The organism is Streptomyces sp. GS7 (genome assembly GCF_009834125.1).
GTDB lineage: Bacteria > Actinomycetota > Actinomycetes > Streptomycetales > Streptomycetaceae > Streptomyces.
In genome coordinates this window covers 5,930,731-5,955,318 of the sequence record NZ_CP047146.1, presented here as the reverse complement: position 1 = coordinate 5,955,318, position 24,588 = coordinate 5,930,731, and the positions used below count along the sequence as shown (strand labels likewise).

Genomic DNA, 24,588 nt, shown 5'->3' with positions numbered 1-24,588 from the left:
CGGCGACCCGCAAACCCACTCCGCCGACGTTCCCCTGACCCATCGTCAGCCCGCCCTCTAGGGCGTTTCTGATGGCTCTTGGACGGTGTCGCGGAGCCAGATGACGATCGCTGCAACGGCCAGGGTGCCGTTGAAGATGTAGTCACGCTTGTCGTACCTGCTGGCCACTGCGCGGTACTGCTTCCACTTGCTGACGCACCGTTCGACGGCACTGCGGCGGCGGTACTGGGCCTTGTCGAAGGCCGGAGGACGTCCGCCGGCCCGGCCCTTCCGCCGGCGCTTGGCCCGCTGGTCATCGGGCTGGGCGATGGTCGCCTTGATCCCCCGCCGTCGCAGATAAGCACGGTTGTCGTAGCTGGAGTACGCCTTGTCACCGCGGACGCGATCCGGTCGACTGCGGGGTCGGCCCGGTCCGCGCCGCCGGATCCGCAGCCCCTCCAGCACAGGGATGAACATAGGGCTGTCGCCCCGCTGGCCTGGAGAGGTCCGCCAAGTCAGCGGGCGGGCCCGGTCGTCGGCCAGCAGATGGACTTTGCTGGTCAGCCCGCCTCGTGAGCGTCCCAACGCCTCACGCCCATCGCCTTCCACACGCGAACCGCCCCCTTTTGCGGAAAGTCCCGCGGCGGCCTGTGGCGGGCACCGGCTGCGTGCTGGTGGGCCCGGCAGGACGTGGAGTCGATGTTCACCGCCCATTCCCGCCGGCGCCGCACACTTTCCTTCTCGACGTCCTTGGCCAGGGCCCCGTCGGGATCGGTGGCATCGGCCTCGATCTGTAACTCGGTCAGGATCTGCTGCCAGGTTCCGTCCGCTGACCAGCGACGGTGCCGCTCGTAAACGGTCTGCCAGGGGCCGTACCGTTCGGGCAGGTCCGGCCAGGGAACACCGGTACGGGCCCGAAACAGCACCCCGTTGATCACCCTGCGGTGATCGGCCCACTGCCCGCCGGGCCTGCCATTGGCAGGCAGTAAAGCCTCGATCTTCTGCCACTGCGCGTCCGTCAGCTCATGTCGCCGCACCATAGAACGCACCTGCCCAGCCGGAGCACTGATCCACCCACCCCAGCAAGAGCCATCAGAAACGCCCTAGGTGCCGGCCTGATAGATGGCCTGTGACGCGTACGGGTCCCACACCGCCCAGGGGAACCAAGGCCCCATCGCCGGCAGCCCCCGAAAGAAACCCCGGTCGGAACCCGAAACAAACAAACATCGGGCTCAACCCCGAAACGCGGAGCCAGGGCAAGGCACCGAACAGCCTGCCCGCCCACCCCTCACGGGCCGAAACCGCGTCAGCCCATCGGCAACATCAGAAACGTCAGCAGCAGCCGCAACAACACGCGGCGGAGGCCACCCGCAGCAGGTCGACATGACCGCGCGTAGTGAGCAGAACCGACGAAGACATGCCCCCGAACGTAGCGCCGCCCCCGAACGGGGTCAAACCTCATCTCGGCTGCTGGACCTTTGTTGCCACAGCATTGACCAGAGTGGCGAACACCCCTCCCGCCTCCACCCAAGGCGCGGCGGCTCGGCGGGGGAGGCTGTCCATGCGGAGGCCGTGGCGGCCGCTGCCGCCGTCTTCGAGACGCACGGGGCTTCGAGAGCAAGTCACCAACTTTGCCCGTGACGCCAGGTCGTCAGGACGTCAGGAACAGATCGCCCGAGAGGGATCCCATCTCACGGGTCGTGCACTGAACGGCAGTCACGAGGAGGCATGGATTGACGCGTTTGCCCCTTGTGGCCAAACGGCGCTTTTCCGTCAGGGCAACATCCGCTCCACCGCACCGTTTACGAGCGTTGACGACGGGCGTGGCGGCGCGGCTCCCTCCGAGCGTTCCGGTGCCATGGGATGTGTGGCCCGTCGCACGCGTGGCTGTGTGTGCGTTGGCGCATGCGTGGTTGAAGGCCGGGGAGAGGGCCCCGATGATGCCGCCTGCCTCGGCGGGGCTGGCTGCGACAACTCCGGCACCGACGGCGACCGCGCTGACCACAAGCGCAGTCATTGAGTTACGAATGGTCATGTCAACTGGAACGACTGGGGTTTCCCGGAGTGCTGAGAGACCACTCGTCCGGGCCAGCACGCGAAGTTCCGTCATCTCGCTCAGTTGGGGTGGACCGTGCTGGGGTCTGCCCCGAAGGGCAGTGATCAGCGCCGGCGGCGTCATGAGCCCGAGGGGCCAACCTTGGTGGACGCGCAGGCCGGCAACGCCCCGACGATTCCCCGGCCCCGCCCGACGATTCCTGGGACCGGGAGATCGGCGCCCCTTCTCCAAGCCCGAGCCAAGAAGGACCCCCATTGAACCTTTCCCGGTAACCTGTCGTGGCGCTTCGTGATGCCGCGTCCTGCGTCATCTCGGCCTCGACCTGACGCCGCGTCGGGGACCGGTGGCTGGATCCGACGTGGTTCGTGGTTTGCGTACACGTTCTTGGCACGAACTGCACATGGATGTGTGGATGCCGATGGGCCGCGCGGTGATACTGGTTGTTCGCGGTGATTCGTCATGGCATGGGGGGCGTGTGGATGAGAGCGGTCGCACGAGAAGGTCGCGAGCGGGGTTACGCCTACCTGGGGTAGGGCGGGTTGTCCACCATGGGCAGTGGGTGGGTGTGGGGGCCGTGCTGGAGTCGGGCGTTCTGGCCGCACGCCTGCCGCGTCGCGACAGAACCGTGCCAGGGGATGAGTTCGTCGCCCGCGATTGGGGCGAACGCACCGTGCTCATAAGGAAGTTGATCGGGCCTTTGCGTGACCTGGCGGGTGCCGGTCCTCCGCCCGCGGGCCGAGGCGGTCCTGTCAACGCCCACCTGTTCACCACCTCTCCGCCCTCGCCTGGTTCCCGGCCGAGAGGCAACGGCAACACAACGTGCTGCGGGGCCGTTGGGCGATCAGGCGCGCTTGCGTCCGCACCGCGCTCAGGGCGGCTTCATTCTGTTCGCAACCACCGTGCGCCGCTAGGCGACCCGCGCGGAGCAGGCACCGACCGCCAGGCCGCGGCCAGGGCTGGGGGAGCAGCGCCCCGTCGAGCAGACGGCTGGGGAGCCCTGCCCTGATAGATCTGCCGGTCAATCCCCCAGCCCGGAGTACCCGGTGGCCGAAGTCGTAGGGATCCAACACCAACGGAACACCACAGCGTGTCCGGCACCGACAACCCCACCGCGTGGGGCCTTCGCAGTGCCGGGTGACGGAGCGTCAGCAGGAGAGGAAGAGAAACGATGTTTTCCGCACGTCTTCGCAGGTCCACAGCGCGGGCTGCAGCCTGCGCGGCATTACTGGCGCTGACGGGCGGGCTGCCGCCCGCCGTGGCTCACGCCGACTCAGGGAAGCACTACTACATAGAGATTGGCGGCACCGGCGGCTCGGAGCCGGTCCCGACGTGCACGCACAGCTACGGTTTCGCCAACCAGGCACTCGCCGGGAACCGGGACAACGTGATCGTCCCGGTCTGCTACGCGGCCAGCGCAGGACCATGGCAGGCCGGCAACAGTGCCATCCCGGGCATCGGTGCTCTGAGCTACGACGACAGTGAACGTCAGGGCTACGACAACTTGCTGGCCAAGGTCGAGTCGGTCCATAAGGCCGATCCGGACGCGCGCTACACGATCGTCGGCTACTCGCAGGGGGCGCAGGCAGCCGACCAGGTCCTGCAGGCGATCGCCGAGAACCGGACCGACATCCCGAGGTCGCAGGTGGAGGGCAAGCTCTACGCCGATCCGCGGCAGCCGGACACCGGGATCTGGAGCCGGGTGCCCCGGGGCTGGAGTGCGTTCGGTTTCACGTCGACCGGGCCGGGACCAGCCGACTTCGCGGGCATCCCCGTCGCGCGCTACTGCATCCACAGCGACCTTGCGTGCGACGCGACTTCGCTGTTCTCGGTTCCCGGTTTCCTTTCCCAGCACCCGCGTTACTTGCGGGAAGGCGGCATCGTATTCGACACCCTGACCAAGGACGGCCAGAACGGGATCTTCTGGTACGCGCCCAACTCGTAGTCCCGCACCGCCTCCCAGCCAGGCCCTCGGCCGACCTCACGTCGGACGAGGGCCGGGCTGCCGGGTCGCGCCTGTCCGTCCCCGGCCCGGCCCCGGGTGTGATGCACCGGAACTGCGCGTCCCGGTCCGGCGGTTGGTCGCTTTCGCTCCTCCGCCGACAGTCTCTTCCGAACCGGCGCCTCACCGATCGCGGAGTCCTGACGAACGGGCGAGGTGATCTCGGAGTCGAGTGTGGCGGAACTGGTAGACCCCGCCGGTCTGGCGCAGTACACCTCGTTGGTGGGCGTCTTCCAGAAACGTCATCACCCTCCATGGAAGCCGTCCGGTCAGCGGCAGCCAGATGTGCGCGAGGGCCACCCACTGACCCCAAGCGGTCAGACTGAGCACGGCTCCGGCCCCGGCCCCGAACGCGCAGAGGAACCCCGTTCCCGAGGGCAAGTACGGGGCCCCATACGAGCGGGATGCCCCACAGGGAACCGTGCAGAAGTTTGACGGTGAGCCAGCCCCCAAACCTGGACAAGAGTCCGAACAACGACCCGAATATGAGTAGCTGCATGAGCACGGTCTTACGGCATGTGTTCAGCAGGTCACGGGGGCCGGGGGCGGATTCGACGCCGATGGGAGCTTCAAACCAGGCCATGAGCCCTACCGCGATCCCGCCCCCGAGCGCGAATGTGGGCCCGAAGACGACCACCTCCAACAGCCCGAGCGTGAGCGAGCCTGCACTCCCGGGAAGTTCACCAAGAGTCCCGAAACGTCACCGAGAAAGGTTCATTGTGTGCGCCTGTGTCCAGCGGCTGTAAGGCGTCGCGTCCTCAAGGCCATGGCGATTTTTTCGGGTTCTGAAATGGGTTTGGCGCCCCGGGCGGCGGGGCGCCAAACGTTCACCTGCCGACGATCAGCGGGTTGCGGCGCCGCCAAGGGCGTTGGTCTTGGAGGCGAGGTCGTTCTTCGTAGCCAGGCTCTTGGCGACCTTGTCCACCCCGTTGACGATCGCCTTGATGTCGACGATGTCCCCGGGCTTCGTCACGGTGGACTTGCTGACCGTGTTGCTGTCCAGCAGCGGCTTGTCGTTACCGCTGGCTGCGGGAGCGGCAAGTGCCGGGGACGCTGCTCCCAGAGCCAGCGCGACTCCGGCGACACTCGCAGCGGCCTTTGAGATCTTCACGATCCATATCCCTTCCGGCAGTTGCGCTCAACGGCGAAGGTACGAAGCTCGCACCTCCGGAGCACCCAGTCCGCGGGCGCTCGCTACGCACTGCCGCATTCCCCAACCGCTGCGCTCATATCAAAGTGTCGGGGCGTCACCCGTCCGAGCAGTGTTTTCTTCGGTCTTTTCACTCGACTCGATGAACCGTACGAACGGCCCTGCCGGGTAGTCCCAGCAGCACCGTTCCAGGCAGCAGAACAAGGAGGGCGGCTTGGGTGAGGACGCCGATGTGATCCGCATAGCGCGCGGAGAAATGGGCCACCGCGAGGGATTCAGCGGACGCCACTGGAACAACCAGCAACGCTACAGCCCAACCGGGCCGGGCCCGGAGTGGTCCCAGAACCAGGCATGGTGCGCCACGTGAAGGGGAAGCGCGGGTTCGACCCCCTGTGGAGTCGGCGCTGCGGGCGGAGCGCCTGTTGGAGTCCCCTTGGTGCGATGGGTCGTTCGGGTCCATGGCCCGCATCGCGTACGCGACGAAGTGGCGCCGTGGTGATCGGGGCCCGCGAAATCCATGACGAGTCGGTGGCGTTGCGGGGCGGCGTGCCTAGCCGCAATCACGTTCCTGGTGATTCCGCGATTCCCATTCCTGGGCTGCCGGAGGGTTCGCTGGGCGACGGCACCGGCCGGTAGCGAAGGGCAGGGGCCCGGACGGACAGTGTTCCGTCCGGGCCCTTCGCCGTATCTGGCGGCGCCGCGCGGGTCGGAGGTAGGCAGGCTGGCCCGTTCCCTTCCTTCTCCTCCTCGGTTCAGAAAGAGAAGGACTTGGTCCCCGGCCTCTCACCGCACATCATGCACGGCGTTTCGGCCTTCAGGTTGTTGGTGCGCCTCTCGGCCCCACAAAACGCGGTTCGCTAGGAAAACGCCCGGCAGCACATCAGGTGCCCGCTGCCGTCGGGGCTGGTGTCGAGCTTCATCTACTGCGTGGTTTGCGCTCCTGTGGCGCTGACGTGTCGCGCCTGGTCGGCAGATGAAAACCGCCAGACGTAATGCCGCAGAGCGGGACACCTGCGAACTGGTTACTTCTCCGCGATCGCTCTAGAGGGAGATGGGGCAGCCGATGATGGGGAGGCAGTGGTCGTGGGCGTGGTGGTGATGGTGATGGTGCCCGTCGTCCCTGAGGGGCTGCGCATGGGCGGGCGCGATGAGCCCAAGGGTGAGGAGTGCACTTGCCGCCGCGATGGTCGTTATTCGGCGAAGACGCGTCATGGCTTGTTCCTCCTTGGCGGAATTCAGCGGCACCTGCAGAAAGGCGCGCTAGGGGCTACGCATTCACACAAAGGTACCCGTTTGGCGGATGTTGCCGTCAAAAGGCTGGTCCGTTCGCGTGAATCGCACACACCCTCAGCTGCGCTCCCGTTGGCGATGCGGCCCCCCTCGCGGGGCTCAGGGGTTGCTTACGGGCATGAGAGAGCCCCGGCGGGGGGCTGGCCGAGGGGGATTGGCCACAAAGGCAGCTTGTTCGACCCTGCGGGTGTTTGTCGCGGGTCCCGGTCGATGCCGGTGTAAGCGACTGAGTGTGGCCCTTGGTGGCCGGTGAGCGGGACGAGAGACCCGTGGCATCACTGAACACGGCCGGTTGGTCCGGGAGCGGGTTCCACGTGGACTCCCAGAGCGGCGCCAAGGGGCACGGCGTGACCTGACTTCCGTCCTGTCCGTGATCCCGAAGGGATTCCGTCGGTCCCGGGCGGCCAGGGAAGTGTCCACGGCGGCCGTGGACAACAGCGGCTCCCTGGTGGGCGCGGCAACGAACGACCGAGCCGGCGCCATCGACTCTCGCGGGGATTGACGGTGAAGCTGTCTGCATGGCAGGTGCGACGAATTCGTACTGGGTGGCGTCAGCTCCTGGTGTCAGGACCGTGGTGTCGGCGCACCTGCGGGGCCCCGCGGAGCCGCGTGGGTATCAGGTTGTGCTGGTCCGCTCTGGGAAGATCAACCCATGGCTGAAAGCTTCGCGACACGGGAGATCGACGTCAGGACCGGGTCACAGGAGACGGTCTACGACCTGACGCGAGAGTGCGAGTCCTTCTTGCGGGGCGTCGCCCAGGGCCGGGACGGACTGCTGAACGTCTTCGCGCCTCACGCCACTATGGGCGTGGCGCTCCTGGAGACCGGAGCGGGCAGTGACGAAGACCTGTTGTCCGCCCTCCACGATCTGCTTCCGGCGGATGACCGTTGGCGACACAAGCACGGCAGTCCCGGTCACGGTCGTGACCACGTCCTTCCCGCGCTCGTGCCTCCGCATGCCACGCTCCCGGTGATCGGGGGCGAACTCGCCCTTGGCACCTGGCAGTCGGTGTGTCTGGTGGACACCAACATCGATAATGCCAACCGTCGGGTGCGGTTGAGCTTCCTGGGCTGAAGAGCTTTGACCGCGAGGGTTATGGGCGAAGTCGAGGCCGTTCTGATGACGAAGGCCAGATTCAACTGGTCAGTGCGTCACCCGCGAGTCACGCGGGCTCGACCGCTGCCCGGCATCGTTGGCTTCATCGGCTGAGACGGGTCCAGCGCCCGCACGTGTGCGGCCACGCCGAGTTCCGGCGTCTGATGCGAGGAGCGAGCGCGCGTTCGAGGGGGCGTTGCCCTTCAGGCTTGCGGGTCGCCGTCTCCTGGGTGAGCCGATCGTTTCTCACTGCTTGCGGGTGAACCACGAAGCCACGCCCTCGTGGCGACCGAAACTGGACGATCGCGCCCGTTATTGTCAGTTCTTGTGCCGTTGAGCTGTGCGTTTGTGAACCTCAAGCCCGGCGTCGGAAAGACGACGAGTGCTGTGTGGCTGGCCCACGCGCTTCATGAGTCGGGTATGTCGCCGCTGCTGGTCGACGGTGACCCGGCCGCTTCCGCGCTGCGCTGGAGCGAGCTGGCCAGTGGCTTTCCGTTTCCGGTGATCGCCCTGCCGGTGGGGGACGTCCACCGTCGCGTGAACGACTTCCTCGGCAACCGGCAGGCCGTCGTGCTCGACGCGCCCCAGCTGGAGGACCATCCCCGCATCGCCCGCAGCATCATGAGGTACGCCGGCGAGTGGATCGTGCCCGTGACCCCCGCCCCCATCGAACTGGACCGGATGGCACCCATCCGTGGCGAGATGGCGGACGTGCAGTCCCTGCGTGCCGAGCCGGCTCGCTCGGCGGTCCTGCTCAATCGCACCAACCGTCCCGACGCCACGCGCACCGGGCCCGATGCGGACGCCCGCGAGGCACTCACCGAGCGGGGTTTCGACGTGCTGGACACCCAGATCGCGCGGCTCGACCTCTACGCCCAGTCTTTCGGGAGCCCGGTCCAGGCCAAGGGTTCGGCGTACATGGACTTCGCGGAGGAACTGATGAAGCGTCAGGACGAGGCATGAGCCAGCGCAAGGACAGCTACCGCGCCGCATTGCGGCGCGAGCAGGATGTCTCGGCACCCCGGTCCACCAAAGTCGCCAGGCTGAAGAGCAGGTACATCCGGGTGACCGTCGAGCTCGATCCCGACCTGCGAGGCGACCTGACGCGATGGATGGTACGGCCGGTCTCCTCGGTCGTGCTCGCCGGCGCGACCGTCCTGCGTACCCTGGCCGCCACCGCCGGCTGGGTGGCTCGGCCCGGAGACCAGGCTGCGTCCGTCCCGCGCGAGGTTCCGGATTCGGGTCGCTGACCAGGTGGCTCGCATGGCAGGGCGGCCCTGCCTGAGGCAGTCGTCAGGGCGCTGCGGCGGTGCCGCACTCAGGCGACGGGCGTCGGCCACGCCGGCAGTCCTCAACTCCGGTCCTCAACGCCCCTGCAGAGCTTTGACGTTGTCGCCGAAGGTCCAGTTCTTGGAGCCGTCCCAGTTCAGGGACCAGGTCATCAGGCCCTTCAAGCCACTGTTGTAGGTGTTCCATGCCTGGGTGACCAGGTCCGGTGTCATGTAGCCGCCCCCGGCGCCTGGTTGGGCGGGGATGCCTGGGACCTGCTGGTCGTAGGGGACCCTGATCGTGGTGCCCTGGACGGTCAGGCCCTTGTCGAGGCAGGTCGTCTGCGCGGTGAAGCCCTCGACCGTGCCGGCCTGGTACGAGTCGCCCGAGCAGCCGTACATGCTGCCGTTGTAGTACTGCATGTTCAGCCACCAGAGGCGGCCGTTGTCCGCGTACTTCCTGATGACGGGCAGGTACGCGCCCCAGATCGATCCGTAGGTGACGCTGCCGCCGGTGACATAGGCCGTCTCGGGGGCCATCGTCAGGCCGAAGCCCGGGGGCATCTGGGCGAGGACGCCGTCGATGATGCGTACGAGGTTGGTCTGGGAGGGGGACGGCTGGTTGATGTTCCCGCTGCCGGTGAGGCCGGTTTCGATGTCGATGTCGATCCCGTCGAAGTTGTACTTCTTGAGGATCGGCACGATGGTCTCCACGAAACGGTCGGCCACGGCCGTGGAGTTGAGGTCGATGCCGGCCGAGGCGCCGCCGATGGACATCAGGAGCGTGAGGCCGTCGCTCTTGGCCTGGCACATCTCGGCCGGGGTCGGCACCTTGACCGTGGCGTCCATTCCGTCCTCCCACAGCGCCGTGCCGTCCGAGCGGATGACGGGGAACGCGGTGTTGAGGACGTTGTATCCGTGATCGCGGATACGGGCGTCGGTGATCGGGGTCCAGCCGAAGGGCGGGTGGACGCCGTTCGCCGCGCCGTCCCAGTTCTCCCAATACCCTTGGAGGACCTTCCCGGAGGGGCGCGCCTTCGTGGCGCAGGTGTCGCTCCGGGGAGCGCTCGGGCTCCCGGCGCCCAGCAGGGGCAGAACGCAGGCCGCTGCCAGGCCGATCCTCAGTAGACGCGCTGTCCGACGACCGATCACGCGGTGCTCCCTTCACTTCGTGACGGGACGTCACGAGGAGTGCGGCATGCGGGAGTTCGGCGGATGGCGGGGCCGGCCTCGTCCCGGAGCGGGTGGTGATGCGCCACACCGTAAGTTGGTCCATACCTATGGTCAATAGGTGTGGACCAAACTGGTTGGGGTGGGTGGGAGGGAGGAGGCGGGGGAGGGGTAGCGGGCGCGGGGGGTGGGGGTGTCGGCTTGGGTGTTGCGGTGGGTTACAGCGGGTGAGGCCGGCCGTGCGGTCGGTGGGGCCCGGCCGGGCTCAGGGGGCGCGTCGGCTCGTTACGCGTCCTTCTTCTTGTTCTTCTCCTTGATGCGCGAGGCTTCCTTGCGGACCTCGGCCTGGGTGGCGCGCTCCTTCTGGAGCCACTCGGGGTCCTCCGCCTTCAGGGCGTCGATCTGCTCCGTGGTGAGGGCCTCGGTGATCCCGCCGCGGGCGAGACCGGAGATGGAGACGCCCAGCTTCGCCGCGACCACCGGCCGGGGGTGCGGGCCGTTGCGTCGCAGCTCCCGCAGCCACTCGGGCGGATCCGTCTGAAGGGCGTTGAGCTCGGTACGCGAGACGACGCCGTCCCGGAACTCGGCGGGGGTGGCTTCGAGGTACACACCCAGCTTCTTCGCCGCGGTGGCGGGCTTCATCGTCTGGGCGGTCTGGTGCGACTTCATGCTGTCCAGGGTATCGAGCGTGTGCGCGGTCGCTGACCACGGCCGGTAACCTGGCGGGGTGACAGGCTCGGAAGCATCCCCTTCGTTCCGGCTCGCGTACGTCCCGGGAGTGACGCCCGCCAAGTGGGTGCGGATCTGGAACGAGCGCCTGCCCGACGTCCCGCTGCATCTCGTGCAGGTGTCCGCCGCCGAAGCGGCCGATGCGCTGCGGGACGGGGGTGCCGACGCGGGTCTGCTGCGGTTGCCGACCGACCGGACGGACCTCAGCGCCATCCCCCTCTACACCGAGACGACGGTGGTCGTGGTCCCGAAGGACCACCTCGTGGCCGCGGCCGACGAGGTCACCGCCGAGGATCTTGCCGACGACATCGTGCTGCACCCCCTCGACGACACGCTCGACTGGGAGTGTCCGCCGGGCCGGCCGGCGATCGAGCGGCCCGCCACGACGGCGGACGCCATCGAGCTGGTGGCGGCGGGGGTGGGACTGCTGGTCGTCCCGCAGTCGCTCGCCCGCCTGCACCACCGGCGGGACCTCACCTACCGGCCGGTCACGGGTACCCCGGAATCGCGGGTCGCGCTGTCGTGGCGGGAGGACGGGACCACCGATCTGGTGGAGGACTTCATCGGGATCGTCCGCGGGCGGACGGTCAACAGCACCCGAGGCCGCCGACCGGCCGCATCGGCGGAGCAGAAGGACAAGCGCCCCGAGAAGAGCGGTGGGGGGCGCAAGCCCACGGGCGGCAGGTCGACCGGGAAGGCGGCGGGCAAGCCGGTCGGTAAGTCGGCGGGCAGGGCGACCGGGGGTGCGCGGCGGGGAGCCGGCGGCTCCAAGGGAGGCGGCGGCAAGCGGGGGAAGCCCCGCCGGTAGCCGGTAGCCGGTAGCCGGTAGCCGGTAGGTGGTCGTCCGGGGCGTCCGCGTCGTCGGTGGGGCGGGGCCGTGGACGGTCAACTCGGGGGAGTGGGCCTGTTGTTGGAGGGCAGGGCGCAGGCCGGGGTGCCGCCGGGCATGCGGTGGCGGTTGCGGGCGATGAGCCGGTAGGCGCCGTGGGCGAGCCAGCGCACCGGAGGCAGGGTGAGTACGGCGCCCACGACGGCCCATGGGCCGCCGGTGCGCAGCAGCAGCCTGGCGACGGCCTGGGCGCCGCCGTACACGGTTCCCGTCGGAGTGACCCAGAGCACTTCGTACTCCGACCGCTGCTCGGTGATCCCGAGCGCGTCCAGATCCGCGAACTGCCACGCCGTGACCCGGCAGCGGGGGCGGAGGTGCCGCTCGGCGAAGGCGACCGCGGTGGTGCAGAAGCCGCAGTCGCCGTCGTAGACGAGGACGGGGTCGCTCCGCGCGGGCGTCGGCGGCCGCGCGGCCGTCGTGGGCGTCATCGTCCTCATGCCTCCATGGTGTCGCGCACGCGTGTCGCGACCGTATCCGGTGGTGATGGGGAGGGTGGGGTGATCGGGGTGATCGGTGGGCAGTGGCGCCGAGGGGCCGCCCTGGGGGACTCGTCGGGTCAGGGCCTGTCCGACCCCGGCCCGTCGGACAGGCCCTACCCGGCCTGCCGGCGGGCCGACCACTCCTCGCGGGTCAGTACGTACTCCACGTCCCCGTGCTCGTCGCCCGCGACCGGATAGGGCCACTCCTCGTAGTAGGTGCGGGCGTAGGTGAGGCCGCACTTCTCCATGACACGGCGCGAGCCGGTGTTCACGGACATGGTGTTGGCGGTGATCCGGTCGAAGCCCAGCTCGCCGAACCCCCTCGCTATCAGGGCGAGCGCCCCCTCCGTGGCGAATCCCCTGCGCCACGCCGCCTTCCGCAGCCGGTAGCCGAGGTCGGCGGAGGCCGTCGGGCCGTCGGTGTCGGGGCGGAGGCAGTGCCAGCCGAGGAACTCGCCGGTCTCCCGCAGATGGGTCGCCCAGAAACCGCCGTGCAGCATCCGCGCGAAGGACTCGGCGCGGATCTCGGTCCGTGTCATCGGGCGGCCTCCGGTGATGTACCGCATCACCTCCGGATCGCTGTCGAGTGCCACGACGAGGTCCAGGTCGGCCTCCGTGTCGGCGAAGGGACGCAGGGCGAGGCGCGCTGTGGTGAGGAACGGGTCCGTGGGAGCCATGCGGTGATCCTCGGCACGGGAGCGCGCCCGCGCCAGCCGATTTACGGGACGGGCCGCGGCCCGGCCCCGTGTGTTCCGTGCGGTGTCCGGTGGGCCCGCGATGTCGGGTGGGCGCTACTGGGCGGCGAGTGTTCCGCGGTCCAGTCGTTGCGCCGCCAACGTCGCCAGCAGCGCGGCCTGCCGAGCCAGCACGGCGTCGTCGAACACCGCCTCGGGGGAGTGGTTCATCGGAGCCGTCGCGGGATCGGTCCCCTCGGGGACGGCGCCCACCAGCAGCATCGCACCGGGCACCTGCGCCAGTACGAGCGAGAAGTCCTCCGAGCCGCTGTGCGGCCGCGGGGCCAGCCAGACGTGTGCGTCGCCGAGCAGCGCCCGCGCCGCCTCCAGCGCGAACGCGGTCTCCGCCGGCTCGTTGACGGTGACGGGATACATCACCCGGTAGTCGACCTCGGCCTCCAGGCCGTGCGCCGCGGCGATACCGCGTACCAGCCGCGGCAGCCCCTCGGCCAGCCGCTCCTGGTTGGCCGCCGAATAGCTGCGGACGGTCGCCTCCAAGACGGCGGTCTCCGGAATGACGTTGTGCTGCGCCCCGGCGTGCAGACTGCCCACGGAGACCACCACCGGGTCGAAGATGTCGAAGGTGCGGGAGGTCCAGCCCTGGATGGCCGTGACCATCTCGCAGGCCACCGGCACCGGGTCGAGCGCGGAGTGCGGGGCCGAACCGTGGCCGCCGCGCCCCCGTACCGTCACCTTCAGCACATCCGACGCGGTCATCACCGTGCCGGGGCGGCTGGCCACCATGCCCTGCGGCACCTGGTTGGCGGCGACATGGAGCGCGTACGCGGCGTCCAGCGGCTTCCCGGCCGCCTCCAGCACGCCCTCCGCGATCATCTCGGCGGCCCCGTTGTGCCCCTCCTCGCCGGGCTGGAACATGAACACCACATCGCCCCGGAGCTGCGCCCGCCGCTCGCAGAGCAGCCTGGCGGCCCCCACCAGGCCGGCCGTGTGCAGATCGTGGCCACATGCGTGCATCCGCCCGGCCTGCTGCGAGGCGTATGCGACACCGGACGCCTCCTGCACCGGCAGCGCGTCCATGTCCGCCCGCAGCAGCACCGCTCCTCCCGGTTCGCCGCCGCGCAGTACCGCGGTCACGGAGCTGAGCCCCTTGCCGAGGGTGATCTCCAACGGCAGGCCGTCCAGCGCCGTGAGGACCCGCTCCTGTGTACGGGGCAACTCCAGCCCCAGCTCGGGCTCCCGGTGCAGGGCCCGCCGCAGCGCGACCAGCTCCTCCTGGATCTCTTCTGCGTCCGCCAGCAGTGACGACTCCGTGCCCGTTGTTCCCGTTACCGACATCCGTCTCTCCGATCCTGGCCTGCCGGCCCGGCTGCGGTCCGGCCTGCGCACCCGTCCGCGGTCCGCCTGCGCATGCCCCTACGCTGAAGCTGCCGCGCGCGTCGCGACCAGAAAACGCCGGAAAAACGCAGAGAGGACGCCCCGGTGCAGGATTTCGGCGGACTGGACGAGGTGGACTCGTCCCTCGTCCACGCTCTGCAGATCAGCCCCCGGGCCAGCTGGGCCCGGATCGCCGGGGTCCTCGGACTGGACGCGGTCACCCTCGCCCGCCGCTGGAGCCGGCTCACCGAACAGGGCGCGGCGTGGATCAGCTGCTATCCCGGGCCGGCGCTGGCCGTGTCCGGGCACGGCTGCCTGGCGTTCGTCGAGGTCGACTGCGCCAACGGCCGACTGCTGGAGGTGGCCGAGCAGTTGACGCGGCAGCCGGTGGTCTCGACCGTCGAGCACGTCACCGGCGACCGCGACCTGCTGCTCACCGTCATGACCACCGACCTGGCCGCCCTCTCGTACTGGTCCACGACCGTGCTGGGCGCCCTGCCCGGCGTCACGGCCCGCCGGATCCACCTGGCGGGCGCCATCTACGCCGAGGGCAGCCGCTGGCGCCTGCGCTCGCTGCGTCCCGCTCAGGTCGCCCGGCTCGCCGCGGACCAGCCGTCCCGCGGCCACCGGCCCGGCCCCCTCACCCTGACCGATCTGGACCGCCGGATCATCGTCGCGCTCTCCGCGGACGGACGGGCTCCCTACACCGCTCTCGCCGAGCGCTGCGGGGCGAGCGTCGACACCGTGCGCAGACGGACCCGGCGCCTGCTCGACGAGGGTGCCGTGCACGCCCGCTGCGAGATCGCCCGCCCGCTGTCGAAGCGCCCGGTCGCCGCCGTGCTGTGGGCCGGTGTCCCGGCGGACACCGTCGAGCGGGCGGCCCGCGGTATCGCGGGCATGAGCGACATCCGGCTCTGCGCCGGCATCACCGGCCGGCACAACCTGCTGATCATCGCGTGGGTGCGGTCGGTCGACGACATCCAGCGGCTGGAGAGCCGGGTCACCGAGAAGGTGCCGGGCATCGTCATCGGCGACCGCGCCGTCGCCCTGTGGCCGATGAAGCTGAGCGGCCATCTCCTGGACGAGCACGGCTACCGGCTCGGTACGGTCCCGATCGACGGCTGGAGCACGCGACGGGCCGGCGTACCCGGCAGCGGCTGACCGGCTCGTGCGAGGGACCGCGGTCTCAGCCCAGGCGCAACGGCAGCGACGCCAGCCGCCAGTTGCCCGGCGCCGGCACCCGTTCCAGCTCCTCCGGTGCCACCGCGAGCGACACCTCCGGATAGTGGGCGAGCAGCTTGCCGAAGGCGACCTCCCCCTCCTGGCGGGCCAGTGTGGCGCCCAGGCAGTAGTGCATGCCATGGCCGAAACCGACATGGTTCTCCGCCTGGCCCGCGGGATGGCGGGTCAGATCGAGCCGCGTGGGATCGGCGTAGTGACGGGGATCGTGATTCGCCGACACCAGGATGAGCTGCACGGCGTCGCCCTTCCGGATCCGCGTACCGGCCAGCTCGACGTCCTCGGTGGCGTACCGCAACTGGGTCATCTGCACCGGACCGCACCAGCGCAGCAACTCGTGGACGGCGCGCGGGAGAAGAGCCGGATCGGCCTTGAGCAGGCGCAGCTGGTCGGGGTGGGCGAGCAGCGCCGCCGTGCCGTTGCCTATGAGGTGGGCGGTGGTTTCGTGACCGGCGAGGACGAGGGTCAGGACCAGGGTGACCATTTCGACGTCGCTGAGCCGGCTGCCGTCGTCGTCATGCGTACGGATCAGTTCGCTGAGCAGGTCGTCGGTGAGGGCTTCGCGCCGGGCCCGAATCAGTTCGTGGATATGGTCGATCATCGCGGGGAACGCCTCGGCGAGCTGTCCCGGCTCCCGCGAGACGAGGTCGGCTCCCCATTTCCGCCATTGCGGACGGTACTCCTCGGGAATCCCGACCAGTTCGCAGATGACCGTGATCGGCAGGGGGTAGGCGAAATGCCGGATGAGGTCGACGACGCCGTCCTCGGCGTGCTCGGGGAGCCGGGTCAGCAGGTCGTCCGCGATCTCCTCGACGCGGGTCCGCAGACCGGTGATCTTCCGTGCCGTGAAGGCCCGCGAGACGAGCCGCCGGAGGCGGGTGTGATCGGGGGCGTCCATGGTGAGGATCGAGCGGGCCAGATAGACGCGCAGGTCCTCGGGCAGTCCCAGCATGTCCATGAGCCGTGTCGTGGGCGATCCCTCGCCCGAACTGCCCCGCGCGCAGGCCGGATCGTTGGCGAACCGCTGATCGCGCAGGACCTGCCGGACCTCCTCGAAGCGGGTCACGAACCACACCGGTGTGTCGTCCAGGAAGCGGGCGCGGATGACCGGGCCCTTCTCCCGCAGCTCGCCGTAGCCGGTGAACGGGTCGTGGAGCAGGTCGGGGTCCATGGAGTTCGGCTCGCCGGGGTGTTTGCCGACGTGCTCGGCGAAGGGTGACTTGCCTAATTGCGTCATGGTCTCTTTCTCCTTCGGTGGGAAAAGGTCGCTCAGTCGCGCAGCTGCCGGCGCATCTCCTCCGCGCTGCGCCTCTCGAACTCCTCGTAGAGCGCGATGACTTCGGGCGCGGCGGCAGCGGCCGCGTCAGGGGAGGGCGTCGTCTCCAGCATTCTCCGGACCGACTCGGCGAAGATCCCGCCGCGTATCTCCGGGGTGTCCGGCGCACGGTCGAAGAGCAACGCCTCCGCCGTGAAGAAGCCGGTGGCCGTGGCCATCAGCGCATACTGCTGATGCCGCACATCGGTGTCCGCGTACATCAGGCCGTGCTCGCGCAGCACTTCGAGATGGCGGCGCAGGACGTGGTCGCCCAGGGCCACGAGGTCGGCGAGCTCCTTCTTCGCCGAGTCGTTGAGCCGGCCGAGGACGTCGACGTCGTCGGTGTACAGGGCGCGCAACACCGGCTCGGCCAGGAAGTCGCCGTAGTAGGCGCCCATCATCCGGCTCGGCAGCACCTCCAGCGGATCGGCGCGCATCCGCGTCAAATTCCGCTGCAGGGCACGGGACTTGGCCTTGAGCACGACGGTCAGCAGCAGCGCGTCCTTGGTTTTCCAGTGCAGATAGACCGTCCCCTTGCCGACCTTGGCCCGGCGGGCGATCTCGTCGATCGTCACCCGCCCGTAGCCCCAGGCGAGCAACAGCTCCGCGGCCACCTCCAGGATGCGCTCGCCGCGCTCCGACCGTTCCACGGACCGTCTCCCTCCGCATCCGTCCCGATGTCCGTGACCGGATTTCGAATCCGGTCATGTGGTCAACGCTAGATCCGCCGCTGCCCGGCGATAAGACGGTTTCCGGCCAGCCGGCAGTGATGACGGGGCACCGGACATGCCCGGAGCGTGCTGGGTCCGGGGGCCGCCTTCGGTGCCGTACGGGAGGTGAACGGCCATGGACCACGGCGGCGTTCGTCGAGTCCGTGCCGACCGTGCCGCGGTGGCGGCGGCCCCGAGCCGGGGAGAACACCGGGCTGACGGCCTTCGCCGCCCCCGCGCCGCCGGACCGCCTTCGACGACTTCCCGGCCCGCCGGGCCGCCGACCCGGCGTACACCTTCCGGCAGCAGCAGTAGCTGCGGTGGGCGGGCGCGGTGGTGGAGGAGCGGGGCAGGGAAGAGAAGGGCGGCGGGGCGGCGGATGTGACATGCCGCCGATGGCGTAATCGTCGGGTTGGCTGTTCAGGGGCGTCAGGCTTGAAGGCCGTGGCACGGTCGTGGCAGGAGTCCGTGACAGGAGTCCGTGTGAACAGGTCGCGTGAGTGGATCTTCGAGCTGTGATGAGTCGGCGGGACCGTGGCCGTGAGGCCAACCGGCTCACCGGGCTGGTCGACAGCAACGGGTTCGAGGTTCCGACGGTGCCCACGTGGATGCGCTGGCTGCCGCCCGCCTATTTCGTCTTCGTGCTGCTGCTGGAATTCGTCACGCCCACGCAGTGGGCGGTGAGCTTCCTGCTGATCGCCGTGCCGGTGCTGGCGGCCTTCGCCTTCGGCCCGGTGGGCGTCGCCGTCGTCACGGTATGCGCCGTCGGACTGGAGGCCGTACTGGCGGGGACCCCGTGCTGTACGGGGCACAACATCCACGAGTTATGGGGGAACAACTACGTCGCCGCCTATATCTCCACCGGTGTCGTAGGGGTGCTCGGCGTGGCGCTGGCCGGGCACCGGCAGCGCCAGCGGCGGCAGCTGGTGCGGGCAAACTCGGTGGCCGAGGCGCTGATGCGGACCCTGCTGCGGCCGGTGCCGCACCAGGTCGGATCGCTGCTGGCCGCCGGGCTCTACCGCTCCGGTGAGGTCGGTACGACGGTCGGCGGAGACCTGTACGACATCCACGACACGCCGGCGGGCGAGCGGGCCATCATCGGCGATGTCCGGGGGAAGGGGCTCCAGGCCGTACGCACCGTCGCCGACGTCCTCGGCTGCTTCCGCGAGGCGGTCTACGAACCCGGGGATCTGCTGGAGGTCGCGTCCCGTATGGAGCGGCGGCTGGTGCGCGAGGCGGCGGAGATCCCGGACGACGAGCTGTTCGTGACCGCGGCGCTGATCGAGTACGACGCCGGGGCCCACCAGGTGACGATCATCAACCACGGGCATGTCGAGCCGGTGCTGATCTCCGGCGGCGAGGTGACCGTCCTCTCCGGACCGCCTGCCCTTCCGCTGGGGCTGGGCCGGCTGGCCGCCGAGCGCCCGACCGCGTACACGCACCGCTTCGCACCGGGCGACGTGCTGCTGCTCTGCACCGACGGGCTGGTCGAGGCACGTGATCAGGCAGGGGACTTCTATCCCCTGCTCGAACGGCTCGGCGACCGGTTTGCGGGGCGGCCCGCTCCCGGTCCCGCCGATGTCATCGACTTCCTCGACACCGATCTGCCGCGCCATACCCGTGTGCTCCACGACGATGTCGCGATCCTCGCGATCGCGCCGCGGGGGTAGCGGCGGCGGATCGGCACGCCGCTCGGCAGCGCCCCGCCCCGGAGCGCACTCGGGTCGCCTCCGGCCGTCGCGCGGAGGACTCTGGATACGTAGCGGGGGAGCCGTGAAACGAGCTGTGAGGTGTGCGATGAGCACTCTCGAAGAACACATCGACATCAGTGTTCCGGTCGACAAGGCGTGGGACTGCCTCCATCGCGCGGAGGTCTATCCGCGGTTCGTGAACGGTGTGCGCGGTGCCCGTTCGGCCGGTGAGCGGCGGACCCACCTGGACCTGGACGCCGCCGGCCCGACGCAGGAGCTGGAGGTCGAGATCGTCGACCGCGAGATGGAGAACGTGATGACCTGGCAGACCAGGAGCGGGCCGGATCTCGCCGGTACCTTCTCGCTGCTGCCCATCGACCGGGAGCACACCCGGCTCCAGGCCCGTTTCGAGTACGACCCGGGCACGATCAAGGAGACCTTCGGCGGTCCGAAGGGGTTCGCGCAGGCGGTCGCCATCGAGCGGAGCGTGCGCAGCGACCTGGAGCATTTCAAGGAGCTGGTGGAGACCGAAGCCACGCGCAGGTAGCGGGCGCGGGTGACGGGGGAGGGGAGAGGAGACGGGGAGGAGGACGGAAGTAGGGGCCGGCGTGCGCGGGCGGGACCTCAGGGGGCCGGGGGGCTCAGAGGTCGGGGCGTTCCGGCATGGGGTGTTCCACGCCGTCGAGTTCGAGCGTGCAGCGGGGGGCGACGGGTACGAGGCGGGGTTCGCGGATGCGGACGCGGAAGAGGCGGGCGGGGTCGTCGGGCAGTTCGCCGGTGAGCAGGTTCATGCCCGGGCCATGCTCCTTCTGGTAGGCGATGACCTTGCCGTTGACCAGGAGTTCGATCTCGCCTTCCCGTCCGGGGCCGACGTTCACGGTGATCGAGTGGTGACCCTGGTCGAGATGGAAGTGGTGGCTTCGCCCCATGACGATGCGCCTCCTGTGATGCCGCGCCTCCCGTGACGGCGCCCGTGCTTCCAGGTTAGATCGGCACCCCGCGGGCTCCCGAGGGGCGGCGCACCCGCGGGCCGCGCGCGCCGGACCGGCGGTCGTCGCCCCGACGTGTGCGGTGTCGCGAGCGACAATTGTGGTGAGTGCCGTGCCGGGCGGTTCGCGGAGTGCGGGGCGTCGAGGCCCTGCCCGGGCGAACCGGGTGCCGGGCCGGCAGGAGACGGTGATGAACGGCTCGGTCCGTATCGGACGTGTGGTCGGGGTGCCGCTGCGCATGCACTGGAGCGTGCCGCTGCTGGTGGTGCTCTTCGCGTATGGGCTGGGGCGGCAGACGCTGCCGGCGACGACGCCGGGGCGGTCCGCCGCCGTCTACGCCCTCGCCGGTGTCGTCGGGGCGGCGCTGCTCACCGGCAGTCTGCTGCTGCACGAGACGGCGCATGCCGCGATCGCGCGGCGCAAGCAGATCTCGGTCGAGGACGTGACCCTCTGGGCGTTGGGCGGGATGACGCGGATGGGGCGGCCGAAGACGGCGGCGGCGGCCTTCGCGGTGGCGGTGAGCGGGCCGCTGACCAGCCTGATGATCGGGGGTGTGGCGCTGGGGGCCGGAATCGGGCTGCACGAGCTGTCCCCGCTGTGGGCGGTGCCCGCGGTGGTGCTGGTGTGGCTGGGGTGGGCGAACCTGTTCCTGGGGGTGTTCAACCTGCTGCCGGCCGTGCCGCTCGACGGGGGACGGGTGGTCCAGGCGCTGCTGTGGTGGCGCACCGGCGACCGGGACCGGGCGGATCTGGCGGCGTCCCGCGGCGGGCAGGTCATGGGCGGGCTGATGGTGGCGGTCGGCTGGATCTCCCTGCTGCGCGGGGTCACGGGCGGGCTGTGGCTGGCGTTCATCGGGCTGTTCATCATGGTCGTCGCCGGGGCGGAGCGGCGGAATGCCGCGCTCCAGACGGCGTTGCGGGGCGTGCGGGCCGCGGATGCCATGTCCAGTCCGGTGGTGACCGGTGCGGACTGGCTGAGCGTGCGGCGCTTCATCGACGAGGTGGCGGTGACGGCCGGGCACTCCGCCGTACCGCTGCTGGACTTCGAGGGCCGGCCGAGCGGCATCGTGGAACTCCGCCGGCTTGCCGCGATCCCCGTGCCGCAGCGGGAGGAGCTGCGGGTGCGGGACGTGGCGACGCCGCTGTCCCAGTGCGCGGTGGCCGCCCCGGACGATCTGCTGACCGAGGCGCTGGACAAGCTCAATCTGCGGACCGGGATGCGGATCCTGGTCGTCGACACGGGGCATCTGGTGGGGATCGTCACCGGCAAGGACATCTCCCGGCTGATGCAGCGGCACACGCTGCGAGGTCGGCAGACGGCGGGGTGAGCGCGGGCGGCCCCGGGCCCCGCCCCGAGGAGAGGCGGACACGGCGATGCGGTACATCACGGTGACGGCGCTCAGTCACACGGGGCTGATCCGCGAACACAACGAGGACAGTCTGGTGGTGGGGCCGTGGACGCTGTGCGGCACGGTGACCGAGAATCCGCAGACGCTGGTGTTCCCGCTCGGCAAGCCGCTGGTGGTGGCGGTCGCGGACGGGATCGGAGGGCAGCCGGCCGGTGAGGTGGCCAGTGCGCTGACCGTCCGGCACCTGGCGTCCCTGGGGCCGTCGCTGGACAGCGAGGACGCGGTGCGTGACGCCCTGGTCCGGTGCAATCACGCGGTGTACGCGGCGGCCGACCGGGATCCCGCGCTGACCGCGATGGGCACCACGGTCGCAGGCGCGGTCGTCCTGCCCGACGCGCTGCTGGTCTTCAACGTCGGTGACAGCAGGGTGCTGGAGGCGGACGGGGACGGGGTGCGTCAGGTGAGCGTGGACGACAGCCCGCCGCTGCGGGAGGGGCAGCGCACCACCTCGCTCGTGACCCAGGCGATCGGCGGCGCGACCCGGTTCTGTGCCATCAGCCCGCATGTGACGACCGCGCCGCTCGCCGCGGGCAGCCGGTACGTGGTGTGCACGGACGGGCTGACCGACCCCGTCCTGGACGGCGAGATCGGCGCGCTGCTGCGGGAGTACGACGGCGGCCGGGCCGCCTTCGAGCTGTGGAAGGCGGCCATCGAGGCGGGCGGCCCGGACAACATCACGCTCGCGCTGATCGGCGTGCTGGAGTGAGCGGGGCGGGCCGTTCAGGGGCAGAGCCCGCGCGGGCGGCCCGCACCCGCTCCGCCGCGCCCGTGCCGGCCGCCTGAACCCCGCGTGAATCGGCCGTACTTCCCCGCCGCGCCGGGCGGTGTCATCTCCGGTTGCCGGGGAGTGACGGGATTCCCAGCCGGCGCCCGGTGTCCTCGTCGAATTCCGCGCAGAACGCACCCAGGGTGTCTTCGAGGTGTGCCAAGGACCGTGCGGCGAACAAAACCGGCTGATAGCCGGAAATGCGGTACGGGAGTGAGGCCGCGGCGCGGATGTCCAGTGACCGGACTTCCCGGACGGCATGTGCGGCGATCTCCCCGAAGGAGGAGAGCAGTGCCGCACCGAAAGCCTTGGGAGCACCGGATTCGGTGAGCAGACCGTATTCCAGGGTGAACCAGTAGACCCGGCTGAGAATATCCAGCGCTTCCTTGGAACGGACCCGGTTCGCGGTCCGCCCGAAGAGCCGGTACAGCTCCGCGACGCGCTGATCCGACAGATGAATGCCGTGCCCGAACACGTCGTGGATGACATCGGGTTCGGGGGTGTAGAGCGGCACGGCCGGATGGCGTACGAACTGCACCGCATGGAAGTAGCCGTGCTCCATCGCGCCCAGGAACCGCTCGTTGGCCACCACACCGCCGGCCAGCGTGAACACGAAACCGGTCCGGGCCCGCAGTCCCGGCGAGATGTCCGCGTGCTGCGGGATCCGCTCGGCGGGGATGTCCACCTCCTCCGCGGCGTCCTGTGCCTCCCGGCAGGCGTGCGCGCGGTGCGCCGGGCCGAGCGCGGTGTGCACCGTACGCCAGGTCCGGTGCTCCGCCTCGGTGTAGTCGACGCCCTCGTACGGCGCGCCGACCCGATGCCCCTTGGCGCGGGCGGCCAGTGCGTCGCGGCGCCGCAGATAGTCCTGGTCGTGGCGGCCGGGGTGCTCGTCGGGGAGGCCCAGCCGCCCCTCGGCGGAGATCGGGGTCTGCTTCCACACCGTGGTCATGGCCCTCATACCTGCCCCGCGGCGACACGAAGATCACCTGGCGTAGCGGGCCCGGAACCGCCCGTCGACGCCCGTCCCCTGCCGTCTTCGGACTCTCAACGCAGAACTCGCTTCCGTATCGTTATTACTTCGATTCTTGACGATCCGGGCCCGAGTGACGTTCACTCAGCCGTTCTGGGCCGAGTCAGGGCGGCCCCTTGCGGAGGTACCTTTCATGAAGGCAATGAAGGCGATGAGCACGGCGAACGTGACGAATGCAACAATGCGTCGCCGGGTCGCCATCAGTGCGGTGGCGCTTTCCCTCGCCGCACCGCTGGCGGCGTGCGGAAGTGATCATCCGGCCGCGGATCAGGGCAAGGACACGATCGGCCTGCTGCTCCCGGAGAGCAAATCCACGCGCTACGAGAATTTTGACCGCCGCATCATTTCGAGCAGAGTCGCGTCGCTGTGTCTCGAATGCAAGTTGGACTACCACAACGCCGAATCCAGCCCGGATACCCAGAGAACCCAGTTCGAGGCGCTGGTGAACAAGGGTGTCAAGGTCATCATTCTGGACCCGGTCGACGCGCAGGCCGCCAAGAGTTGGGTGGACGCGGCAGCCCAGAAGGGCGTGCAGGTCATCGCCTATGACCGGCTCGCCGAGGGCAACGTCAAGGCGTATGTCTCCTACGACAACGAGAAGATAGGACGCCTCCAGGGCGAGGGAATTCTGACCGCACTCGGTTCCCGTGCTTCCAGTGCGAACGTCGTCATGCTGAACGGTTCGCCGACCGACCCGAACGCCCCGTCATTCAAAAAGGGCGCACATGCCGTCCTGGACGGCAAGGTCCGCAAAATCGCCTTCGAGAAGGACATTCCCGAATGGTCCGAGGAAACGGCCAAGAAGGAGATGACCAACGCCATCAACACCCTCGGTGCGCAGGGCATCGACGCGGTCTACTCGGCCAACGACGGAATGGCCGGTAGCATCGCCGAAGCACTCAAGTCGGCCGGCCTCAAGAACATTCCGCTGGGTGGCCAGGACGCCGAACTCCCCGCGCTGCAGAGGCTGTTGAACGGAACCCAGGCGTTCACTGTTTACAAGCAGGTCCGGCCGGAGGCGCAAACCGCCGCCGAGATCGCCTTCCGCCTGCTGCGCGGCCAGAGCATCACCTCGCTCACCTCGACCACCGCCAAGAACGGCAGCACGTCGGGTATCCCCGCCAAGCTCTTCAACGCCCAGCTGGTCACCAAGCAGAACCTCAAGGACACCGTCGTCAGCGACGGCGCCGTCCGTACGGACCTGCTCTGCACCCCGGACCTCGCCGCCGAGTGCAAGTCGGCCGGAATCGAGTGACCGGCCCCCGG

The 24,588-nt window shown here is 69.5% G+C and carries 23 protein-coding genes; 11 read left to right on the top strand and 12 right to left on the bottom strand.

Features of this window, described 5'->3' with window-relative positions:
- Nucleotides 1–57 precede the first annotated feature (57 nt).
- A protein-coding gene (locus tag GR130_RS25965) for an IS5 family transposase (protein ID WP_443043638.1) occupies nt 58–1,019 on the bottom strand; the annotation gives its coding sequence in 2 pieces (ribosomal slippage) (nt 58–632 and nt 632–1,019; 963 coding nt in all).
- A gap of 2,184 nt (nt 1,020–3,203) precedes the next feature.
- Between GR130_RS25965 and GR130_RS25960 the strand changes: the two genes are divergently transcribed.
- A complete protein-coding gene (locus GR130_RS25960; RefSeq protein ID WP_159506952.1) occupies nt 3,204–3,977 on the top strand; it encodes a cutinase family protein in 774 nt (257 codons plus the stop codon).
- Nucleotides 3,978–4,875: 898 nt separating this feature from the next.
- On the opposite strand, the gene GR130_RS25955 is transcribed toward GR130_RS25960, so the two are convergent.
- Together GR130_RS25955 and GR130_RS25950 are read right to left on the bottom strand one after the other, a co-directional pair.
- On the bottom strand, nt 4,876–5,145 hold the full coding sequence (locus tag GR130_RS25955; protein ID WP_159506951.1) for a hypothetical protein: 270 nt from the start codon (nt 5,143–5,145) through the stop codon (nt 4,876–4,878).
- Between the two features lie 1,080 nt (nt 5,146–6,225).
- On the bottom strand, nt 6,226–6,396 hold the full coding sequence (locus GR130_RS25950; RefSeq protein WP_159506950.1) for a hypothetical protein: 171 nt from the start codon (nt 6,394–6,396) through the stop codon (nt 6,226–6,228).
- Between the two features lie 730 nt (nt 6,397–7,126).
- Between GR130_RS25950 and GR130_RS25945 the strand changes: the two genes are divergently transcribed.
- From GR130_RS25945 to GR130_RS25935, 3 genes are all read left to right on the top strand, one after another.
- Nucleotides 7,127–7,549: a YjbQ family protein gene (locus tag GR130_RS25945; protein WP_159506949.1), complete on the top strand. Its 423-nt coding sequence runs from the start codon at nt 7,127–7,129 to the stop codon at nt 7,547–7,549.
- 303 nt (nt 7,550–7,852) lie between these two features.
- Nucleotides 7,853–8,533, top strand: coding sequence for a ParA family protein (locus tag GR130_RS25940; RefSeq protein WP_328707567.1), 681 nt, complete (start codon nt 7,853–7,855; stop codon nt 8,531–8,533).
- Nucleotides 8,530–8,820, top strand: a complete 291-nt coding sequence (locus tag GR130_RS25935; protein WP_159506948.1) for a hypothetical protein — start codon at nt 8,530–8,532, stop codon at nt 8,818–8,820. Before GR130_RS25940 ends, GR130_RS25935 begins: the two co-directional genes overlap by 4 nt.
- Nucleotides 8,821–8,934: 114 nt before the next feature.
- On the opposite strand, the gene GR130_RS25930 is transcribed toward GR130_RS25935, so the two are convergent.
- Together GR130_RS25930 and GR130_RS25925 are read right to left on the bottom strand one after the other, a co-directional pair.
- A complete protein-coding gene (locus GR130_RS25930) occupies nt 8,935–9,987 on the bottom strand; it encodes a chitinase (RefSeq protein WP_159510218.1) in 1,053 nt (350 codons plus the stop codon).
- 306 nt (nt 9,988–10,293) lie between these two features.
- On the bottom strand, nt 10,294–10,677 hold the full coding sequence (locus GR130_RS25925; RefSeq protein ID WP_159506947.1) for a DUF5997 family protein: 384 nt from the start codon (nt 10,675–10,677) through the stop codon (nt 10,294–10,296).
- 58 nt (nt 10,678–10,735) lie between these two features.
- On the opposite strand from GR130_RS25925, the gene GR130_RS25920 reads away from it, so the two are divergent.
- Entirely contained in the window at nt 10,736–11,545 is an 810-nt protein-coding gene (locus GR130_RS25920) for a LysR family substrate-binding domain-containing protein (RefSeq protein ID WP_159506946.1), read from the top strand.
- A 77-nt stretch (nt 11,546–11,622) separates the two neighbouring features.
- On the opposite strand, the gene GR130_RS25915 is transcribed toward GR130_RS25920, so the two are convergent.
- The 3 genes from GR130_RS25915 to GR130_RS25905 all read right to left on the bottom strand — a co-directional run bounded on the left by GR130_RS25915 (nt 11,623) and on the right by GR130_RS25905 (nt 14,135).
- On the bottom strand, nt 11,623–12,063 hold the full coding sequence (locus GR130_RS25915; protein ID WP_236573491.1) for a thiol-disulfide oxidoreductase DCC family protein: 441 nt from the start codon (nt 12,061–12,063) through the stop codon (nt 11,623–11,625).
- Between the two features lie 155 nt (nt 12,064–12,218).
- Complete coding sequence (locus GR130_RS25910) at nt 12,219–12,782, bottom strand: GNAT family N-acetyltransferase (RefSeq protein WP_159506945.1); 564 nt, start codon at nt 12,780–12,782, stop codon at nt 12,219–12,221.
- Between the two features lie 114 nt (nt 12,783–12,896).
- Nucleotides 12,897–14,135: a M20 metallopeptidase family protein gene (locus GR130_RS25905; RefSeq protein ID WP_159506944.1), complete on the bottom strand. Its 1,239-nt coding sequence runs from the start codon at nt 14,133–14,135 to the stop codon at nt 12,897–12,899.
- Nucleotides 14,136–14,279: 144 nt separating this feature from the next.
- On the opposite strand from GR130_RS25905, the gene GR130_RS25900 reads away from it, so the two are divergent.
- Complete coding sequence (locus GR130_RS25900) at nt 14,280–15,335, top strand: Lrp/AsnC family transcriptional regulator (protein WP_201304999.1); 1,056 nt, start codon at nt 14,280–14,282, stop codon at nt 15,333–15,335.
- Nucleotides 15,336–15,360: 25 nt separating this feature from the next.
- Here GR130_RS25900 and GR130_RS25895 read toward each other — a convergent pair whose 3' ends face one another.
- The gene (locus GR130_RS25895) at nt 15,361–16,650 is read right to left on the bottom strand and encodes a cytochrome P450 family protein (RefSeq protein WP_159506943.1); all 1,290 of its coding nucleotides are present in this window, start codon (nt 16,648–16,650) and stop codon (nt 15,361–15,363) included.
- Nucleotides 16,651–16,682: 32 nt separating this feature from the next.
- Nucleotides 16,683–17,378 (bottom strand): TetR/AcrR family transcriptional regulator, encoded by a 696-nt coding sequence (locus GR130_RS25890; protein WP_159506942.1) that lies wholly within the window; start codon nt 17,376–17,378, stop codon nt 16,683–16,685.
- Between the two features lie 578 nt (nt 17,379–17,956).
- On the opposite strand from GR130_RS25890, the gene GR130_RS25880 reads away from it, so the two are divergent.
- Both GR130_RS25880 and GR130_RS25875 read left to right on the top strand, forming a co-directional pair.
- Entirely contained in the window at nt 17,957–19,108 is a 1,152-nt protein-coding gene (locus GR130_RS25880; protein WP_159506941.1) for a PP2C family protein-serine/threonine phosphatase, read from the top strand.
- A gap of 127 nt (nt 19,109–19,235) precedes the next feature.
- A complete protein-coding gene (locus GR130_RS25875; RefSeq protein WP_159506940.1) occupies nt 19,236–19,676 on the top strand; it encodes an SRPBCC family protein in 441 nt (146 codons plus the stop codon).
- Between the two features lie 94 nt (nt 19,677–19,770).
- Here the strand turns inward: GR130_RS25875 and GR130_RS25870 are convergent, their stop codons facing one another.
- Entirely contained in the window at nt 19,771–20,058 is a 288-nt protein-coding gene (locus GR130_RS25870; protein ID WP_159506939.1) for a hypothetical protein, read from the bottom strand.
- 250 nt (nt 20,059–20,308) lie between these two features.
- Between GR130_RS25870 and GR130_RS25865 the strand changes: the two genes are divergently transcribed.
- Both GR130_RS25865 and GR130_RS25860 read left to right on the top strand, forming a co-directional pair.
- Nucleotides 20,309–21,445 (top strand): site-2 protease family protein, encoded by a 1,137-nt coding sequence (locus tag GR130_RS25865; RefSeq protein ID WP_159506938.1) that lies wholly within the window; start codon nt 20,309–20,311, stop codon nt 21,443–21,445.
- Between the two features lie 46 nt (nt 21,446–21,491).
- Nucleotides 21,492–22,232: a PP2C family protein-serine/threonine phosphatase gene (locus GR130_RS25860; protein WP_159506937.1), complete on the top strand. Its 741-nt coding sequence runs from the start codon at nt 21,492–21,494 to the stop codon at nt 22,230–22,232.
- Nucleotides 22,233–22,353: 121 nt separating this feature from the next.
- Here GR130_RS25860 and GR130_RS25855 read toward each other — a convergent pair whose 3' ends face one another.
- Nucleotides 22,354–23,241, bottom strand: coding sequence for a phenylalanine 4-monooxygenase (locus GR130_RS25855; protein WP_159506936.1), 888 nt, complete (start codon nt 23,239–23,241; stop codon nt 22,354–22,356).
- A 262-nt stretch (nt 23,242–23,503) separates the two neighbouring features.
- Here GR130_RS25855 and GR130_RS25850 point away from each other — a divergent pair, with 262 nt between their 5' ends.
- Nucleotides 23,504–24,577, top strand: coding sequence for a sugar ABC transporter substrate-binding protein (locus tag GR130_RS25850; RefSeq protein ID WP_159510215.1), 1,074 nt, complete (start codon nt 23,504–23,506; stop codon nt 24,575–24,577).
- Nucleotides 24,578–24,588 lie beyond the last annotated feature (11 nt).